We start from the raw sequence: 20,376 nt of genomic DNA, 5'->3' as shown, positions 1-20,376 counted from the left end.
AACATAACTCTTGATATAATGATGAAAAGTAATGAAAACAACGGAGCAGTAACTAAAAGTTTTGCTAAAAAGATGGAGAGCATCAGTCCTTTCGAATTGAAGAACAAACTGATTGAAATGGCTGACGAGAGCATCAAGAAGATAGCCCACACCATGCTGAATGCCGGACGTGGAAATCCGAACTGGATTGCTACCACTCCGCGCGAAGCGTTCTTCCTTTTAGGTAAATTCGGACTGGAAGAGTGTAGGCGTGTGATGTACCTGCCGGAAGGAATAGCCGGTATTCCGCAAAAAGACGGAATTGCCGCCCGCTTTGAGACTTTCCTCAAGACCAACCACAGCCAGCCGGGGGCAGAGCTGTTGAAAGGGACGTATCAATACATGTTGCTGGAACATGCCGCCGACCCGGATACCCTTGTCCACGAATGGGCGGAAGGAGTGGTAGGCGATCAGTATCCGGTGCCGGACCGCATTCTGCAATTTACCGAAATGATTGTGCAAGACTATCTGGCACAGGAGATGTGCGACCGTCGTCCGCCGAAAGGCAAATACGATTTGTTTGCCACCGAAGGCGGAACAGCAGCCATGTGCTACGTTTTCGACTCTCTGCAAGAAAACTTCCTGCTCAATAAAGGGGATGGAATCGCCTTGATGGTACCTGTCTTCACTCCTTATATTGAAATTCCTCAATTGAGACGCTATGAATTTAACGTTACGGAAATATCTGCGGATCAGATGACGACAGACGGATTGCACACCTGGCAATACAAAGACGAAGATATAGACCGCCTGAGGAACCCGCAGATCAAGGCACTCTTCATTACCAATCCCAGTAACCCGCCCAGTTATACACTGAGTCCCGAGACTGCCGCACGGATTGTAGATATCGTGAAAAAAGACAATCCGAACCTGATGATTATTACAGATGACGTATACGGAACATTCAGTCCGCATTTCCGCTCACTGATGGCCGAATTACCACAAAACACTTTGTGTGTCTACTCTTTCTCCAAATATTTCGGAGCCACGGGATGGAGGGATGCCGTGATCGCTCTGCACGAAGAGAATATCTTCGACCGGATGATAGCCCACCTGCCGGAAGAGCAGAAGACAATTCTCAATAAGCGTTACTCCAGTCTGACTCTTACACCCGAGAAACTGAAATTCATCGACCGCATGGTGGCTGACAGCCGCCAGGTAGCTCTGAACCACACCGCCGGATTATCGCTGCCACAACAGACGCAAATGAGCCTGTTTGCTTCTTTCGCCATTCTGGATAAGGAAAACCGGTATAAAAACAAAATGCAGGAGATTATCCGGCGTCGCTTGAAAGCCCTGTGGGATAACACCGGATTCTCACTCGTAGACGATCCGCTGCGTGTAGGTTACTACAGCGAAATAGATATGCTGGTATGGGCCAAGATATTCTATGGAGAAGAATTTGTCAGTTATCTGAAGAAAACTTACAGCCCGCTGGATGTTGTTTTCCGCCTGGCCAACGAAACCTCACTGGTATTGCTTAACGGAGGAGGTTTTGCCGGACCGGAATGGAGCGTACGTGTATCACTGGCTAACCTGAATGAAAAGGATTATGTGAAAATAGGTCAGGGAATCAAACGGATACTGGATGAATATGCCGTGAAATGGCAGGAATCACGGAAATAGAATCCTGAATCTTGTCAGTCCGTCGGCGTATGTACGCAATGAAAACGTGCAGCCATGACGGCTCAGAACTTCGCGAATAAAAATCAAGCCGATACCTTGTCCGTTGGGTTTGGTAGAAAAGAAGGGACTGAAGAGTTTTGCTTCAGTCTCTTTTGATATACCGGGTCCGTTATCCACCACTTCGATAGCTGTAGGCAATGAAGTACGAATGATGATCTGCCCGTCCTGTCCGATACTCTCGGCTGCATTCTTAATAATATTTACCAATACTTGTTCAAACAGAGACGCATCCAGCTTCACATCGTCCAGAGATTCGTCACATATCAGTTGCAACCGGATGTTCCGGTCATTGCACATCCCTTCCATAAAGCGCTTGCAGGTAAATGCAAGGTCATTCAGGTTGGTCGGAGTAAAACGGGGCTCGGGAATCTTCACCACATCGGCAAAGCGGGTAATGAAATGGCTCATAGAAAAACAACGCTCGGTACATACGCGCATCACATCGCAAATATCCTCCATACCTTCCGACTCGGACAATGCCTGCTCTACCGTATCCAATGTGGAAGTGATGCCCGCTGTTGTATTATTCACCTCATGCGCAATCATACGGATCACTTTCTCGTATGCCTTCTTTTCAGCTTTCATCACTTCATCGGTCAATCCTTCCATCAGATAGAAAGGATGCTGGAAGCCGCGGTCCACAAATGAAGAGTGGGTGCATTTATAGATACTCGAGTCGTTCAGCCGGACGGTGCTGGTTTCTCCATTCGGAATGGCGGCCAATTCCAAGGCAAGCGGAGAATCGATTTCCGACAATTTCCTGCCCTCGGCTTCTTCCGGACGGACTCCCATCATCTTCATCGCCATGGGGTTGAGTTGAGATACCTCTTCGTCCAGCGTCATGATAATAACGCCCATGGGGGAAGCATTAATCATCAGGTCGAGAAAATGATTCTGTTCTCGCAAGCGCAGCCGTTCGTTTTTCAGTTGTTCCATCATGCGATTGAAAACATTTACCACACGGTCGGCCTCCTGCTGCCCCACATGGCTTAACCGGCTACTGAAGTCCTGTTCTCTGAGAAGTTCCATACCACTGCCGATGGTGTTCATCGGTTTCACGATTTTCCGGTAAAACAAAATAAGATACAGCATCAGGAGCAGCATCAATGCTTCGGCAATATAGAGATACTTCACGACAACGGTTTCGGATATATAAATCAGAAAACCCATGATAGCGACCAAGAAGAAAACAAGTATGAAGAAGAATCCCTTTACTGACATGTGATTGATGATTAACGATTAACGGACCATGATAAGCAACGGGTTACTTATCACCGATATCATATTTCTCCAAACGGCGATACAATGCTGCACGACTGATGCCCAATGCGGTAGCCACCTGGCTGAGATTTCCTTTATAGCGTTCCAGTGCCTGAAGAATCGTTTGCTTTTCAATTTCATCCAAGGTCATTCCCGCAAATGAAGAAGAAGTTGCCACACTTTCGTCATGACGTTGGTATTGGTTCTCGAAATCGATTGCATCCAACACTTCCTTCCCGCTGACCAAAATCGTACGTTCTACCAGGTTCTTCAATTCACGGATATTGCCCGGAAAAGGTAAACGGCTCAGGAAGTTCAACGCATCCGACGAGAATTCTGTACGGGGCAGATTGTTAATCTCCGCCTGACGGTCGGCAAAGTGTCTGGCAAGCAATGGTATATCTTCTCTGCGTTCTCTCAGTGCAGGCAGTTTTACGGTTATCAGGTTGATACGATAGAACAGGTCTTCACGAAAAGTGTGTTCGCTCACCATCTTACTCAGGTCGGCATTCGTAGCCGAAACCACCCGGATATCCGTCTTACGCGGGCGACTGTCTCCCAACACCTCAAAGGTCTAGTCCTGCAATACCCGCAGCAGCTTTACCTGGCACGACGGATCGAGATCCCCGATTTCATCCAAAAAAATAGTTCCTTTGTTCGCCATTTCAAAACGCCCCATACGGTCGGCAGTGGCATCTGTAAACGCACCTTTTTTATGACCGAACATTTCACTTTCGAAAAGGCTCTGCGAAATTCCTCCCAGATTGACTTTTACAAAAGGCTGGCGGACACGTTGGCTATTGATATGGATGGCTTCGGCTATCAGTTCTTTACCCGTTCCGCTTTCACCCGTGATCAATACGGGAGCATTGGTAGGAGCAATACGTGCTACCGTATTCAATACCTCCATCAACTCACGGCTTTTGCCTATGATATGGCTCCGGTTGAGTGTTCCGCTTTGCTCTTGCGGAGTGTCTTTGGGAGTGGCAGTCAGTTCGAGTGCCGTCTCGATGCGCTGCAACAGAGCAGCGTTATTCCAGGGTTTCGTGATAAAGTCGAATGCACCGGCCTGCATCCCTTGTACAGCCAACTGTATACTGCCCCAGGCAGTCATCAGAATGACCGGGACATCGGGACGAAAAACCTTTACTTGTTTTAAAAGCGTCAATCCTTCTTCACCGGAAGTGGAAAGTGTAAAATTCATATCCATCAGGATCAGAGAAGGAGCTTCCGAACGAACTACTTCCATCGCCTCACGCGGGCCGGTCACTGCAATTACCTGATAACCGGCGCGTTTCAGCATAAAACTCAGGGAAGAGCGGACCCCGCTATCATCATCTATAATTAAAAGCATAGGCATCAATTTTTGAGTTGCAAAACTACTCTTTTTTGGTTTAAAACCAAAGGTACGTTGGTTTAAAAGGTAAGACCTCTTGGTTTAAAACCAAAGAGGCGTTGGTCTGAAACCAACAGCCCTCCTGTTTAAAAAGAACAAACACACAATTATTTTTTTACAATATCTTCAAAATCAGCTTCCAGGGGAGTATTGTTTTGGAAATCCCACAACGTCAGGCTACGGAGTTGATAATAGTAATACCAATACCAGTACAGTTCGTTGATATGTTTTTGGCGCGCATCGTCTTTCGAGTTCTGGGCGTCGTTCAGATCGAGTGTATTGATCTTACCGATCAGGAATGTTTCGACACTCGTCTTATAGCGCTGTTGCGCAATCTTATCGGCCTCATTGGCTATGGAAAGCTGCTGTGCCTGATTGTTGAAATGCTCGACCAGCAGGAAGATGTCCTGATCGAAATCCATCTGTTCCTTCTTTATCTTGGACAGGGTAACGTCCCGGTTACTCTTGGCTACCCTCACTTTTCCACGGCGTTTGCCCCAGTCGAGGATTGGAATTTTAACACCGACCTCAACCACCTGATTGTCTAGCAAATTGTGATAGGCAGGAGATAAGTCTTTATTCAGTCCCGTATAACCTACATTGGCAAAAAGATCGACGCTCCTGAGATTTCCCCGGGCTGTTGCAACTTCATATTCGGCCTCTAACTGACGACGACGAATATTGTGGGCAAACGAATTGCGTTCCAGTGCTTTGTTCAGCACTTGGTTGTATTCCATCTTTAGGTTGGGAGCCGATTCCGGTACCACAGGTTCCAGTATCAGGTCGTTTCCTATGGCCAGGAAAGAGCGCAAACGGAACATATGGGCATTGAGATTGCTTTCTGCATCCGTCACGGCAGCCCGGGCTTTCAGGGCGGCAAGCTTCAGTTGCAGAAGTTCATTTTCTGAGATTTGACCCATTTTTCGTTTAGCCCCGGCCACCTCGTACAAACGGTCGGCATTCACCTGATTCTGTCGGGCAGTGCCCAGTGTCTCCTTTGCCGACAGCAAATTGAAGAAGTAAGTGATCGCATTCATGGTCACCGTCTCCGTCGCAGTAATAAAAGCGGCTTTCGCCTCTTCGTAACGCACCGGTTCGATACGGCGGTTCCACTTCAGGTTGTTTACTCCGAAAATGGGCTGAGTCAGTTGAAGGGCGATAGGGACAGACATGAACTGCCGGCTTCCTCCGGAACCTAACTGTTTCATAAAGTCGAGTGAAGAGGACAATGAAACTTTACCTCCCGTAAACCAGATGTTCTGGTCGATAGACAAAGCACCGTTCAATCCTAACTTATTACTGCGGACAAACGAGTAAGAGCCGTCTTCATTCTGATAACTGTTATACTGCTTGCTGTAACTGGGCAATGTACCGCTGAAATTTACTTCCGGAAGAAGATCGGCGCGAAACGTGCGGTACTCCCAATAAGCTGTCTTCAGCTCATTCAGAGCTACTGCTGCATCTACAGACTGTGTTCGTGCCAGTGCAATGGCTTCATTCAAGGTGATTTCCTGCGTTTCCTGCGCACTCAGCGCCAACGAGCAAAATGCAAAAGCAGAAAGTAGAAAGTATCGTTTCATATAATATTCGTTTATTTACCGGCTGAAAAGCAAACCCCGTGCCAAAAGTGAATACCGGGAAAACGGGAACACGAAACAAGGAGCAATGAGTAAGGGAGGTTGAGGGAGTAAAAGGGAAAATAAACGGGAAAAGAGAAAGGGTATAGGGAAAGAAACGATGGATGCAAAATAGGAAAAACGATAATGGAGCAGCCTCTTTCGGACGGGTAACCACGCTGTAAATGAACAGAAAAGAGAGGGATACACCCTCCGGTGAAAGGTAGCGGCTACTGATCTTTTAGCATCAGGAACATCCACCGTCCGTTCCCTCCGTTCACCGCTCTTCATTCATCGTTCATCGCTTATCGTTCACCACTCATCATTCACTGTTTATCGTTCACCGCTTATCGTCCATCGTTCTTTCTGCTGTCCGAAAATGAACAGTTTGTTCGGAGACGGACGTCCTCCGGTATCATTATTCGCAAATATCCGGAAGGCGGACAGTGAAACGGGTTCCGTGCCCTTCTTCTGAAGTGACGGTAATCGTCCCGTTCAGACGTCCTACGATAGTCTGGCAAATACTCAGTCCGAGCCCCGCACCCTGAGTAAAGCTATCTACCTTATAGAAACGTTCAAAGATATGCCTCAATCCATCTTCCGAAATACCTTTTCCGGTGTCTTCGACAAAAAGAGAAGTGTAGCCGGGTTCTTCTTCGGTATATCCGAATGTAATCGAACCTTGGGTCGTAAACTTAACGGCATTGTTGATCAAGTTGTTTACCACTTGTTGGAGGCGGACATTATCCGTCACCAGATACTTTTTGCTATTCTCCGGCAACTTCAGCACCAGCTGCACTCCCGGAGGCATATTCAAACGCTGTGAATCGTATACATTCTTCATCAATAACGGAAGATTGTGACCGGCAAACTGAAAATCCATTGTGCCGGATTCTATACGGGACAAATCGAGAATATCATTGATAAGTGCCAGCAACAGTCCGCAATTCTTATTGATAGTCTCTATAAATAGCTTAACCTCTTCTTCGGTAAACCCGCTGGTATCGCTCAACAAATCAGAGAAACCTACAATCGCATTCAGCGGCGTACGTATCTCATGACTCATATTGGCAAGGAAAGCCGATTTCAATTTATCCGCCTGAAGTGCTTTATCACGCGCTGCGGTTAATTCCTCTTCGGTTGTCTTATAGCGTTGTATACTCTGGCATACTCCCAAAATACTGTAGGGCGTATCTGTTGTCAATCCTGCAAGCACCGACGTCCGATATTCCCACCACTCATAATTACCGTCACCACTAAGCTGACGGAAACTCATACGCGTACTCTGACTGAGGCCCGCCAGTGCCCGGTTGAAAATCTCATATGCCGATTCCTGATCGTCCGGATGAATCATCCGGTCCATCTCGCCACGTGAAATGGTAGTCTTATTTTCCGCAAAACCAAAACGTGTCAGAAAGCCCGCAGGGAAAGTAAACAGGCCGGTGCGGATATTATATTGCCAAGGGTAGATAGAACTCTCGTCTACCGCCATACTGAAAAAACGCTTCTGCATCTCTTCATCCGATATATTACGGGCAGAGAGAGCCATTCCCGTAATTTTTCCATGTGCACGGATAGGAACAACCTCTCCTGAAACCGGGAAATAACTTCCACTGTGCACCTCTTGCATAAATGAATTTTCCGGAATGACTACGCTGCTTTCTTCAGTCACCACTTGCTTGAGCATAGGACGGAGAATCTCTTTACCATTATTGTAGATCTTAAAAATACTGCCTGCCGGCAAGCCTTCGTAAGGTCGAGCGGCTTCATCTTTGGGCAAATGCAGCATCTTCAATAAAGAACGATTGGTAAAATGAATACGGAAATCGGTGTCGTAAGTGATCACACCATCACGGATGGAATGAAACACATTATCAAATTCATCACGTTGGGCCACCAACCGGTTTTGTATCAGCAGGCGGGTCTGGGCATGGATGCGACGGCGGGATTCACGACGGTTTATACGATACAACCACACTATCAGGAACACCAGTAAAGCCAATATCGAACTATACAACAAGATGTACAGCATACGATATTTCTCCATGTATGGCTCGTTAATAATGGTTCCGCCGATAGCACTCGCCTGCTTGGGATCTACCTTAAAAAACACAAGCTGCTTGAAATCGTACATAAACTTCAAAGGAGATTCAATGATTCCCACTTCCGAGGGAGATTTGCCACGCAGCACATCGGCGGCCGTCCGCCCTACTTCATGCGCCGAAGCATACGAATCGGCATCATACGCGCCAAAGGCACCATTAGTCAACGCAAGGTTCTCGCACGAAAAGAAAGGCGCTTTTGAGTTACGACCGATAAAGGACATAAAAGACGACCACTTAGGAGCGATGATCAATGTCTTATGTGTATTGCGGGGATAGCAGGTAGAAGCAATAATTTTATTGGTTGTATCGGTCTGCGAATTATAAAAGGTCACCGTATATTCCGGATGCTCCTCCACAAAGCCTTCCCATTCGTTCATAAAATCATCTTTCCCTTTCGAACTCAGCAGGCTGTTGTCGGAGATACAGACCACCTCCGTCCGGGTAGGAAAAAGGCGACTCGCCTGCCTCAGTAATTCTCCGAAATCGGGATTCGCCGTATATCCACACACATTGGGTAACGAATCGATCAGGCTGCCTTCCGGATATTTTATATTAAAAAAGACAACGGGCAACTGCAAGGCTAACGAGTCTCCGCATGTCAGTAAAGTATGAAAAGCCTCATCACTGACGGTAACAATCAAGTCTGTTCCCCTTTCACGGGCCCGTTCGCAAAAACGACGCATAATCAGCTTTTCGGATTGATAAGTCCAGAAATTGGCATCCAGAAATTCGGTTGTAATATTCACTTTCAATCCCGATTCACCGAAACCGTCCTTCAACCCCCGGACCAAGTCATTATGCCAAGGTGTTTCCGGAGCATACGACTGAACGAAGAGAACATTATAAATACGTTCCGCAGCAGTGGAAAATCCCGGGAGTAATAAGAAGACAGATATAAGAAATATAGTATATAATCGTTTGTTCATAGCAAAAATCTGCGTTGTATCAGGATTGTGAACGCAAATATACGTTATAATCTTGAAAACAACGCAGATAGATGATAAAATATTGCGATAAGCTTTTATTCTTCGTGCAATGCCTCCGCCGGCTGGATTTTCATAGACTGACGGGCCGGGAACCAGATACCTGCCAGGATCATCAGTGCCATCAACAGTAACGTGATGCCTTCGCACAACATAAAGCGACCGACAGAAAAAGTAGAAAAGTACCACGAAGGTGTCAGTTCACTCTTTGCGATATAGAAATCGACACCAATAGCCAACGGAGTAACCAGAAGAAGCATCAGCCAACCTTCGCTCAGCAAACGAAAGAATACGCTTTGCTTACTCCCTCCTACTGCCATCATCAGCGCCATCTCACCTTTACGCTGCTGGGTGCGGAACCAGAATGTTCCCAATAGCCCCAGAAAAATATTGAGCAGCAAAAAGCCCATACCTACCAGATAGTTACGTAAAGTATTCACATCGTCCAACTGGAACGTATGCCGTATGTCCCGGAATGAACTTACCTTAGTCAGAAAAAGATTGCCCACCCGATACTGGGAGGGGGCATCCTTCATCAATTGTTCGGCAAAGGCGGCAGATTCGTTTTTGTTCGTACGCAAACAGATTTCATTGCCCGAAGCCAACCGATTCTCCGGTAACAAGATGACTGCGGACCGGCTATAAGCACCGGAGGAAAAATCATCATAACGGACCACTTGGAGCGCTGCCACCAATTTGGATAAATGGGCAGTATCCTGATCCAGACAAAACTCTTTGCCTACATAGTCTTTCAGATCAATCTTATAACGTGACTCGAACACATTACGCGATACCATAAAAGTACCCTCCTTCAACAGAGCAGCTAATTGTTCCGGAGTTTCTCCGTTAGCTCCCTGATAACGGAAAACACGGAAGAAGTCGGGCGTCACCCAACGACGGATGTTGTACTTGCTCTCCATGGTATCCAGGCGTACGTCCATCCCACTGTTACTTCCGTTGTACGGGAAAGAATTTTGCGACATACTCACCGCCTCGACTCCGGGACGACGACGAAGGCGATCCAGTAACTCACGCATATCTGCATGTGCTTCCTCATCCGTACGGTTGGCTATGTAGTCGGGACTTTTCTCTGTCAGGTAATCGAACTCCACCCGATAGGTATTCTCAATATCGAACCCGCGAGGTTCAAAATAGGTATAAAGGGTGACAAACATATAATCGACTACATACCAAAGCACAATGCTTACCAGCAGCAGTTCTATGAACAGCCAGGAGTTAGAGCGCCGTTCGTTTACTATTTGTTTCAACAGTTTCTTATTCATCGTTTGTGTAGTGTTTAGTTAAGCTTTCCGCTAAGAGCATTTATAATAGACATCCGCGATGCCCTCCAGGCCGGCCATCCACTACTCAGCAGATTCAGTGCCAAACAGAAAAGTAATGCATAAATAAAAGTAGAAAATTTAAAAAGCATTTTCCACTCGATAACCGGAGCCGTGTTAAGGTACATCAATCTGCTATCGGCAAAAAGCGTACCTCCCCAACAATAAGATATGATCAGACAGAACAACAGTCCGACCACTCCGGCCATCAAAGTCAGTACCAGATTCTCGGCAACAATTTGCCCCATCACTCCCCCACGGGTAGCTCCGAACGAACGCCGTACACCGATCTCGGCAACGCGTTGTCTCAAACGGCTATGGGTCATCGAGCTCAGATTGATGGCAGGTACCAGTAACAGAATCAAAAATATAATGACTTGCTGACGAAAATAGGCTGCCATATCCGGCTGCACATTTGCCCACTTATGCTGCGACATCGTCAGTTGGTCATCCGGCTGCCCACGGTAGAAAACAAAATAATCACCCAACCCGGCGTTATAAGCCAAGCGGCGACGTTCGCACTCTGCACGGATAGCTTCGAAGTCGGAAGAACTGCGGGCCAGGATCACAACCCGCATCACTCCCATAATCCCGTCACACCAGGTATTGTCTCCTCCCGTAATATGGGTCGATGAATATGGAACCCAAATCTGTGCATAGGCTGTCGAAGCCATTGAAGACACATCTTTCACCACTCCGCTTATCCGGTAGACCGCATCATTCACCAAGATCTCCTTACCGGACACCTGATGGGACGTACCGAAAAGAAGACGTGCGACACTCTCTGTTATAACAGCTACCGGAAGCCCGGATTTTACTTCCGCATCCGAATAAGGCTTACCGTCTATAAACGAAAAGTCGAATATCCTCCAGAAAGCTCCATCGGTCTCGAGGGCATCGATCCCCGTACGTACACCACGGGGCAAAGCTACCTGCATAGTTTCGGGTATCGTATAGATACTGACTTCCTCGGCCGTCGTTAATCCTTCAAAACATCCTTTTGCTGTCTGCAGCCCCATCGGACCGTTACTCGATCCGTCATCACTCCAGTTTTTGTTGCTCGTGCTCATCTGTTTGACATGCAATAGCCGGTTACGGTTACTCTCCGGAGCAAAAGGGGTGGTTTTTATTTGCTGTTGCATGACCACTACCATAATCAGGCAAATGGTCAAAGCAGTGCCCAACACACTAATCGTAGTCAGCAAGGGCTGCTGTCTGAGTTGTGCAAGGGCCTGCTTGAAATATTGTTTAATCATTTTGTGCTTGTTACTATTTTCCTATTTTCAGTCCACCGGTATTGACACCGCCAACCCCGTTTCTTGATATTTTTGCGGTACCGGCTTTACCATTCAGGGTCATGCTTCCCACTCCATTGGCTTGGGCTTCCAATGCGTCACAATCAACCTTGACATTTACACAGCCCACTCCATCCAGTTTCACCGTGAAATCCTTACACTTCAAATTGTCGATATTAACATCTCCAACTCCTGAAAGGATCAGGTCGAAGCGCCTTGACCGAAGTGGTTCCCGGCAATTAAAGCTACCCACGCCTTGCAACTTCACATTGTCCAGATTGGGAGCCGTAATATACAATTTTATGTGTTTGGAATTATTGTTGTTTTTTTGATATCCGATCACTAAAACACCATTTTTCACAACTGTAGTAGTTTGGGATACGTATTCTTGCGGCCCCTCTATCCGGACGGAACAACGGTCGGACTGAGTGAAAAAAATATCTCCGACAGCCTCCAGTCGGATCATGGAGAAATCGGCAACTTTACGGTTACCGACAGCCAAGGTTTTATCTTCGGTAGTTTTACCACATTGGCAATCGGCACTGCATTGAGCTTGCACCGTATAACCGATGGCTCCCAGGAAAAGAGCCAAAGCTACGAGTATAATTTTTGCTTTCATTGTACTTTGTATTATTTATTGCACTTGACGTCCGTCGAAGAAGCGGATGGTGCGAGAGGTTTGTTTGGCCTGTTCTTCATTGTGAGTAACCATTACGATGGTACGTCCGTCTTCCTTATTCAGGCGATGAAGCAGTTCCATTACTTCGGCACCCATCTTAGAATCCAGGTTACCGGTAGGTTCGTCGGCAAGGATAATCTCGGGATTACCGATGATGGCACGGGCAATGGCAACACGCTGGCACTGACCACCGGAAAGCTGTGTCGGGAAATGACGCATACGATGGCTCAAACCCACCTTCTCGAGAACCTCCTGCGCCAACTTTCTACGCTCGGACGAACTGACACGACGGTAGAGTAACGGAAGCTCCACATTGTCCAGTACGTTGAGTGAGTTGATCAGGTGGAAAGACTGGAAAACGAAACCCAGTGTCTTATTACGGAAAGCAGCCAATTCTTTGTCTTTCATGCCTTCTGTATGTGTACCGTTTATTTCGATCGTACCCGTCGTAGGAGCATCCAGCAATCCCATGATGTTCAACAAAGTAGATTTACCACAACCCGAAGGGCCCATGATACTCAGAAACTCACCACGGTCGACTGTCAGATTCACGTTTTCGAGCGCTACTGTTTCAATCTCGTTTGTACGATAGATTTTAGAAAGAGAAGTTAATGTAATCATCACTTATAGTTTTAAATATTTCTTTTATTAGATTCTTGTTCAAATGATATGCCAAAAAATTAATTCCTTTAAATACAACCGCTTATGTTCCCAACGAGGTGTCCGATAATGAACACTCTGCCCGTAAATGAACTCGGGAGTGTCCCTCAACAGACATGCTTATTCTTCGTGCAGTGCTTCTGCAGGCTGAATACGCATGACCTGACGGGCAGGTATACAAATCCCGATGACGATCATGACAACTATCGACACAAACGTCATAGCCTGCACAATCAGGAAACGGGTGACGGTAACAACCGGCATCGTATCGGTCAGCAAATCCATAAAGGCAAGATTCAGACTTATGACAGCAGCCGGCACCGTGGCCAGTATTAATAATAAAACCCCTTCACCGATCAGCAAACTTCTGAGGTTCGCACGGGTAGATCCCAAAGCCAGCCGAAGTCCCATCTCCGAACGCCGTTGCTGTGTCCGTATCCAAAATGTACCGATCACTCCCATCAGAATGTTCAGCAAGAAGAAGCCTAAAGCGGCAATCCGGGTTTTCACATCATTTATCTTCCCGTTGCTGCGGTAATAGTTCTCACGAAGATCGTCAAAAGAGGTAATATCCAGAAGATAAAAATTACCGACCCGAAGCTGTCCTTCATATCTTTACGGAAACGGGACGGAAAGTCCACACCATCCGCATCCGGACGGACACGCACACAAAACTCCGCATTATTCCCCCTCCACCCTAACAAAGCAGCCTCCGAATGACATTCGATATAAGTAGGGTAAAGCGGATAAAAATCATCAAAGCGGATGGTATTGCATATACCGCGAATGGTATGTGTCGGTTCTGTCTCGCCCCAATTCTTCACTCCTTTACCCAGTGCATCGGTTCCCTTAGCGGAAAACTCACGTTCGGTTTCGGCAGAAATGATCCATGTGTTTTCCTGAGTAGCCGCCTGTACAAGTGACTCGGTTTTTCCCTGCTTGTCAGTGATGCGGAATACCCGGAAATAATCGGGTGATACATTATACACATATCCGTGTACCCAAGTGGTATCTATCCCCCTTGAACCGCTGGAACTGTTTTGATTGTAAGGATGCGAACCAATACTCAGCGATACGGCCTCTACTCCCGGATAAGCCCTGAGGCGCGAAAGGATGGAGAACCATTGTTCTATCTTCAAGCTATCAGTATCACCGGGTTTATATTCCTTTCCTCCGGGAGGTATCGAAGCTAGTTTTACCCGATAAACGTGCTCGGTATCAAAACCGAGCGGAGTGGCATACAATCTTCCGGTTACGTACAGATAGTCCATTACATAGAACAGGCAGACTGAGACAATCATCAGTTCAAACCACAACCAGGCGTTGACAGAGCGCTGGGCCCATATCTGTTTCAATAAATGTTTTATCATGATTTCTTCTATTTAATGGCATTGACAATGTTGGTGCGCGATACACGAATGGCTGGAATTCCCGCACTCAGCAGATTCATCAACAAGCAGAACAATAACGCACAAACAAATACAAACGGTTGAATGACCATACCTGCGGATACTTGAGTGTCCACTCCATAATACCCCGACATAGAAGTATTGAGCAACCAGTCACGCATGCATAGCACGGCTATGTACGACAAGATCAGTCCCAATACACCTCCCATCAATGTAACAACCAGATTCTCGGCGAGCACCTGCCGGAGAAGTTCTCCACGAGTGGCACCGAAAGCACGTCGCACACCGATCTCTTCCATCCGCCGGCGCATACGCGAAAGTGTGATACCGCTCAGGTTAATGGCAGGCACCAACAACAGGATGGTAATCACTACGATATAAATCAGAACCAACCGCGATGTATCCGGATCATCAAACGGATTATCACGGGCCAAAGACATCAGGCGGGTGTCGGGCGCACCTCCAAGCAACAATTTCAGTTCTTTCTGATTGGCGTTCATACGGTCTACATTCTGTTGTGCCTCGGCTCGAACTACATCCGGATCGGCCCCCTTGGGTACCAGGATATAACATGAATATCCTCCTTGCAGACCCTCGCTGACACTACGTTCATAATCCGGCAATGCCGTATAAGGGGCCCAAGCCTCGGCATAAGCAGCCTCGGCCAATACCGACACATCGGCCACTACTCCACAGACGGTATAATCGACAAATCCTAATGAAATGATACGTCCCACCGCATTGTCGATGCCAAACAGACGACGAGCCAACGAGCGGGTCACTACCAGTTTCTTCTCGCCGGACACAAATTCCTGCCCGTAAGGTTTACCATGCAGAAAGCGGAAACCAAATACACGCCAAAAATTATCATCCGTATAACTGACCGCACACTTCCCTTCCCGGGTTCCGTCGGGAGTAGCCGCCAAAGACGTCATGCTGTAGTGCACGGCGCTCACCGCTTCCGCCGTAGTCATTGGATAGAAACATTCTTTAATGGTACGCAGTGATAACTGATTCCCCATATTCCATCCTTTATCATCTATTTTCTGAGCAATCGTCATCTCGATCGATAAGGTACGGTCGCGATTTATCTCCGGTTCATAGTTGGCTGTTCTTGCTTGATAGATAAGTACAATGCACATTATCATGGCAATGGCCAGTGCCGTACCAATAATGGCAATAACACTCAGCAACTTATTCTGCTGAAGAAGAACAAGTGACTGCTTAAAGTATTGCTTAATCATAAGCTCTTTTTATTAGATTGTATTTTGCATTCCTTTATTGCTTACTGTACCTGACGTCCGTCGAAAAACCGGACGGTACGTGAAGTCTGTCCGGCCTGTTCCTCATTGTGAGTTACCATTACGATGGTGCGTCCGTCTTCTTTATTCAGGCGATGAAGCAATTCCATCACCTCGGCACCCATCTTAGAGTCCAGGTTACCGGTAGGTTCGTCGGCAAGGATGATCTCAGGATTACCGATAATGGCACGGGCAATGGCAACGCGCTGGCACTGACCGCCGGAAAGCTGTGTCGGAAAATGACGCATGCGATGACTCAAACCGACCTTCTCAAGAACCTCTTGTGCCAGTTTACGACGTTCGGAAGAAGCTATATGACGATACAACAAGGGAAGTTCCACATTATCCATTACGTTAAGTGAATTTATCAGATGGAAGGACTGGAATACAAAACCAAGCGTTTTATTACGGAAAGCGGCCAGTTCTTTATCTTTCATACCCTCTGTATGTGTACCGTTTATCTCTATTGTCCCTGCGGTAGGGGCATCAAGCAAACCCATAATGTTCAGTAAAGTCGATTTGCCACAACCGGAAGGTCCCATAATGCTAAGAAATTCACCACGATCAACTTTCAGGTTGACATTCTCAAGGGCTACTGTTTCAATCTCGTTTGTACGATAGATTTTAGAAAGAGAGGTTAATGTAATCATAACTTTAGTTTATTTAGATGTTTCATTTTGTTCTATATCGATTCCACACAGACGAGATAGAATCAAATGGTATGCCAAACAGATAACTTCCTCATAAATCGTATATTAAGCAGAGAGTTGGGTGTCCGAAAATGAACATACTGCCCGTTGGTGAACTAAAAGTTCTATTAATTTCGGGTACATTGGCAGGAAAAACGCCGACGATACAACCCTAATTACGGATATTTTTACCCCTATTCCTGTTTTAATCTCCTCACCCATACTACATATAATGAAAATTCTTACATTTGTCACAGAATAAACAACCAGATGTCCTATGGAAGAAGTAATCAAGCTCAACTCGGTAGACCAGTATAATAAAATGTATGGTCTCGAGACATTGCACCCTTTGGTAACGGTAGTCGACTTGTCGAAAGCCACAGTGTTTCCCACACATTTCACTCTCAATTATGGATTATACGCTCTGTTCCTGAAACAGACAAAGTGTGGCGATCTGCGTTACGGACGGCAAATGTATGACTATCAGGAAGGCACAGTGACAAGTTTCGCACCGGGACAAGTAGTCGAAGTAAAGCTAAACGATGGTGTACGCCCAATGTCACACGGAATACTTTTCCATCCCGACCTTATCCGCGGCACGTCTTTGGGACAGGAAATCAAGCACTACTCGTTCTTTTCATACGCATCGAATGAAGCCCTGCATCTTTCGGACGACGAGAAAAAGATTTTTCAGGATTGCCTTGACAAGGTACAACAGGAGTTGTCCCGTCCGATAGACAAGCATAGCAAGCGCCTGATCGCAAGAAATATCGAATTGTTATTGGATTATTGCATGCGTTTCTACGAACGTCAGTTCGTGACACGTTCGAAAGTGAACAAAGATGTATTGATGAAGTTCGAAGACCTACTCGATGTCTATTTCCAAAGTGAACAATCGCCAAACGAAAAATTGCCCACAGTTAAATATTTCGCAGACAAGGTAAACCTGTCATCCAACTATTTCGGCGATCTGATTAAAAAGGAAACCGGAAAGACCGCTCAGGAATACATTCAGGGAAAAATAATCAATATAGCCAAAGAAAGGATATTGGCTTCGGAAAAAACTGTCAGTGAAATCGCTTATGAACTGGGATTCCAATATCCGCAACATTTCACACGGATATTTAAAAAGGTGGTCGGCTGTACACCGACAGAATATAGGGTCATTCAGGTATGACAACTCCACCGGGCTATGAAACGTATTTCTAAATATACCGAAAACGTCTTTCACTACGGATCGGCAGATTGCACGGAGAAGAAATGATAGATCGTCTACATGATATATCGGTGCAATCTGCCGATCCGTGGTGAATTTTAAGTTTGATTACTCGTCCCGCAAAGCATCCGCAGGATTCATCCGGGCAGCTTTCGACACCGGGATGTAAGTAGCCACAAACGAAACAGCCAGGATCAAAATATATGAAATGGCTGATACAATAAGGAAGTGTAACACCGGACGATTCTGTATATAATCCGGATTCGGATCATCCGGCGGAAATGCAAAACCATTGAGATATACAACTTGGAATTGCGCCAAGGCTCCTATTACAAATGCAATAGTAACCATCCACCAGGCCTCCAGAAGAAATTGCCGGATCAACCGATGGCGAGTAGACCCCATCGTCATGTAAATTCCCATTTCCTCCCGCCGTGAGTTGCAACGTAACCAAAAAGTACCGCCCATCCCCAAGAACACACAGAGTAGAAAAAATGAAGCAAGGATGATCTGCAAACGGATAGTGCCCGTAGTTCCCATATAATACTCAAAGTGTTTACTCACCGTTTCAAAATCCGTGAGTGACGCCAGATAATAGTTTCCGATCTGCATCCGCGGACGCATCTCACGCTTAAAAGTCTCGGTGAAAGCTGGTGATGCCAGTCCGTCACGTACGCGGAAGCAGATGCGGGCCGCTCCCGGAAGATGGATTAATTCAGAAGTAGCTTTGAATACCAACGGACCGGGCTGACTGATACTCCTGATTTGCAAGGGATCGATTACAGCAGTCAACGGAGATTTACGGGTACTGTCTCCCCAATGTATCCATTTGTTCTGCGGATACTTTTCACCGAACAGTTTTTCGGCAACGTCAGGAGTCAGATAGATTCCCTGTTCTCCTTCCGCAAGCACCGGAGGTATTTCTCCCGTCCGGGCATCATGTATCCGGAAGACTCCAAAATAGTCGGTGCCGGAAAGAAATGTCATCTGCTGTATATTTGCAAAGATCGTATCATTGAAAAGCTGTCCTCCATTCCAGGTACCGCTTTGCGGATATGAATTGAAAAAGCTGACAGTCACATCAGAGACTCCCGGATAGCGGCGTACCTGATCTACAATACGCATAAAATCAACCTGTTTCAATGAGTCCGAATCCAACTCCGGATTATATCTGGTATGATTGGCAGAGTATGCACCTATGCTCAGCAAGTAAGTATCAGTGAGGTCGTAATTGTCAGGCAATGCCTTGTCGGACAATAATACGTACACAGGGTCGACTACTCCCCATAAGAAATAAGTCACAACCACCAGTTCGCCCAGAATCCATCCGTTGGCAGCACGCTGGTTCCACAGTTGGCGGAGTATCATCATCAGGTTCATAGCTATTTATCTTTTATCGTTAAGCGAATATACAATATCTTTCTTCAAAGCATGTAGGGCCGGAATCAAAGCCGACAGCACATTCAGTATCAAGCTGACCAGAAATGTAATGCCTATCACCACAGGATTCAGCAACATACCGGGAGTTAAGAAACTGTCAACTCCCTCGGGTATCACATCCGAATATGCACTTAGCAGGTCGGGTAACCAATTACGCCCGCAATAGACAATCAGATACGAAAGTAATAAGCCCAACAACCCTCCAAGCCCCGTAAGAAACAGATTCTCCCAAAAGACCTGCATCAGGAGCGAAGCTTTGGAGGCCCCGAAAGCCTTACGTATACCCATTTCAGAAAGCTGACGTTTCATCCGCGAAGCGATCATTCCTGCCAGATTCAGTGCAGGAACAAAAAGCAAAGCCAGCAGGATAGTCCCATACGTCCGTATCAGTTTTCCCCAATCGGGTGCCGAATTACAATATTCATAAAAAGTGCTTTTCCAATAAGATACGGGCTGTCCATATAAATCGACCTTGTACTTTTTCTGAGAGAAATTGTATTTACGGAACGCATCCCGCACTTCCCCGGCAACCTTATCTTTCGAACCGACAGAGGGTGCCAACATATAAACACTCAGATTTCCAATCAACTCATAACTACCCTCTTTCTCCTCTACGACCTCAGCATCTACCGTCAGCGGCAACCAGATGTCGGCATACGTAGCAGGAGTAATGAAGGACACATCTTTAACCACGCCACACACTTGATATTCGTCCGAGTCGAGAACAAAGGTACGGCCCACCGGAGCATTATCTCCGTAAAGCCGGCGAGCCAACGTTACGGAAATAACGGCTTTGCGCAATCCGGAATCAAAATCAGCCCGGGTGAACGGCTTACCATCTACAAAAGCGAAGCTGAAAACTTTCCAGAATCCGGCATCTACCAGTTTCACCTGTACCTCTTTCAGATCTTTACTCTCCGGCAGTTCAAGCAGCGATGTAGTATGCCCGTCCAAAGAACACCCCACAGCCTCGGCACTCTTTAGCGGATAATAGAAGCGTTTCACCGTCTGAAAAGATACATTCGAACTGAACCAGTTATTTTCATCGCCTTGCTCTATCGCAGTCATCCCTTTACTCACCAGGATTCGGTTCCGGTTCTCTTCGGGGTAGACCGGTGCCATCTTGATGTAATAAATGATCACCAAGCTCATGGTCATGGCAATGCCTAATCCTGTACCAAGCACGTACACACTGCTGAACAAAGGATTTTGTTTCAGCAGTTGCCAGGCTTGTTTGAAATAAAGTTTAATCATACTGTCTT

The 20,376-nt window shown here is 46.5% G+C and carries 13 protein-coding genes and 2 pseudogenes; 2 read left to right on the top strand and 13 right to left on the bottom strand.

Annotated features, from left to right (window positions below; translation table 11 throughout):
- Positions 1 to 18 precede the first annotated feature (18 nt).
- Positions 19 to 1,665: an aspartate 4-decarboxylase gene (gene aspD / locus BF9343_RS06700; RefSeq protein WP_005795269.1), complete on the top strand. Its 1,647-nt coding sequence runs from the start codon at positions 19 to 21 to the stop codon at positions 1,663 to 1,665.
- Here aspD and BF9343_RS06695 read toward each other — a convergent pair.
- The 11 genes and pseudogenes from BF9343_RS06695 to BF9343_RS06645 form a co-directional block, all read right to left on the bottom strand.
- Positions 1,654 to 2,946: a sensor histidine kinase gene (locus BF9343_RS06695; protein WP_005786305.1), complete on the bottom strand. Its 1,293-nt coding sequence runs from the start codon at positions 2,944 to 2,946 to the stop codon at positions 1,654 to 1,656. The genes aspD and BF9343_RS06695 overlap by 12 nt on opposite strands.
- A gap of 43 nt (positions 2,947 to 2,989) precedes the next feature.
- Positions 2,990 to 4,339: pseudogene (locus BF9343_RS06690) on the bottom strand (sigma-54-dependent transcriptional regulator).
- Positions 4,340 to 4,488: 149 nt separating this feature from the next.
- Entirely contained in the window at positions 4,489 to 5,961 is a 1,473-nt protein-coding gene (locus BF9343_RS06685; RefSeq protein ID WP_005795271.1) for a TolC family protein, read from the bottom strand.
- Positions 5,962 to 6,415: 454 nt separating this feature from the next.
- Positions 6,416 to 9,028 carry a sensor histidine kinase gene (locus BF9343_RS06680; protein WP_005795272.1) on the bottom strand — a complete coding sequence of 871 codons (2,613 nt, stop codon included), beginning with the start codon at positions 9,026 to 9,028 and terminating at the stop codon, positions 6,416 to 6,418.
- 95 nt (positions 9,029 to 9,123) lie between these two features.
- Positions 9,124 to 10,368, bottom strand: a complete 1,245-nt coding sequence (locus BF9343_RS06675) for an FtsX-like permease family protein (protein WP_005800742.1) — start codon at positions 10,366 to 10,368, stop codon at positions 9,124 to 9,126.
- A 14-nt stretch (positions 10,369 to 10,382) separates the two neighbouring features.
- Positions 10,383 to 11,681 carry an ABC transporter permease gene (locus BF9343_RS06670; RefSeq protein WP_005816640.1) on the bottom strand — a complete coding sequence of 433 codons (1,299 nt, stop codon included), beginning with the start codon at positions 11,679 to 11,681 and terminating at the stop codon, positions 10,383 to 10,385.
- A 13-nt stretch (positions 11,682 to 11,694) separates the two neighbouring features.
- Positions 11,695 to 12,339, bottom strand: coding sequence for a head GIN domain-containing protein (locus BF9343_RS06665; protein WP_005786293.1), 645 nt, complete (start codon positions 12,337 to 12,339; stop codon positions 11,695 to 11,697).
- 15 nt (positions 12,340 to 12,354) lie between these two features.
- Positions 12,355 to 13,020: an ABC transporter ATP-binding protein gene (locus tag BF9343_RS06660; protein ID WP_005786290.1), complete on the bottom strand. Its 666-nt coding sequence runs from the start codon at positions 13,018 to 13,020 to the stop codon at positions 12,355 to 12,357.
- A gap of 159 nt (positions 13,021 to 13,179) precedes the next feature.
- Positions 13,180 to 14,429: pseudogene (locus BF9343_RS06655) on the bottom strand (FtsX-like permease family protein).
- Positions 14,430 to 14,437: 8 nt separating this feature from the next.
- Entirely contained in the window at positions 14,438 to 15,712 is a 1,275-nt protein-coding gene (locus tag BF9343_RS06650) for an ABC transporter permease (RefSeq protein WP_010992481.1), read from the bottom strand.
- A gap of 41 nt (positions 15,713 to 15,753) precedes the next feature.
- Positions 15,754 to 16,419: an ABC transporter ATP-binding protein gene (locus tag BF9343_RS06645; protein ID WP_005786282.1), complete on the bottom strand. Its 666-nt coding sequence runs from the start codon at positions 16,417 to 16,419 to the stop codon at positions 15,754 to 15,756.
- A 316-nt stretch (positions 16,420 to 16,735) separates the two neighbouring features.
- Between BF9343_RS06645 and BF9343_RS06640 the strand changes: the two genes are divergently transcribed.
- Entirely contained in the window at positions 16,736 to 17,635 is a 900-nt protein-coding gene (locus tag BF9343_RS06640) for a helix-turn-helix domain-containing protein (protein ID WP_005786279.1), read from the top strand.
- Positions 17,636 to 17,782: 147 nt separating this feature from the next.
- On the opposite strand, the gene BF9343_RS06635 is transcribed toward BF9343_RS06640, so the two are convergent.
- Both BF9343_RS06635 and BF9343_RS06630 read right to left on the bottom strand, forming a co-directional pair.
- Complete coding sequence (locus BF9343_RS06635; RefSeq protein ID WP_010992480.1) at positions 17,783 to 19,054, bottom strand: ABC transporter permease; 1,272 nt, start codon at positions 19,052 to 19,054, stop codon at positions 17,783 to 17,785.
- Between the two features lie 6 nt (positions 19,055 to 19,060).
- Complete coding sequence (locus tag BF9343_RS06630; RefSeq protein WP_010992479.1) at positions 19,061 to 20,368, bottom strand: ABC transporter permease; 1,308 nt, start codon at positions 20,366 to 20,368, stop codon at positions 19,061 to 19,063.
- Between the last annotated feature and the right edge of the window lie 8 nt (positions 20,369 to 20,376).

The organism is Bacteroides fragilis NCTC 9343, assembly GCF_000025985.1.
Lineage (GTDB): Bacteria > Bacteroidota > Bacteroidia > Bacteroidales > Bacteroidaceae > Bacteroides > Bacteroides fragilis.
This window is presented reverse-complemented; position numbering and strand designations above follow the sequence as displayed.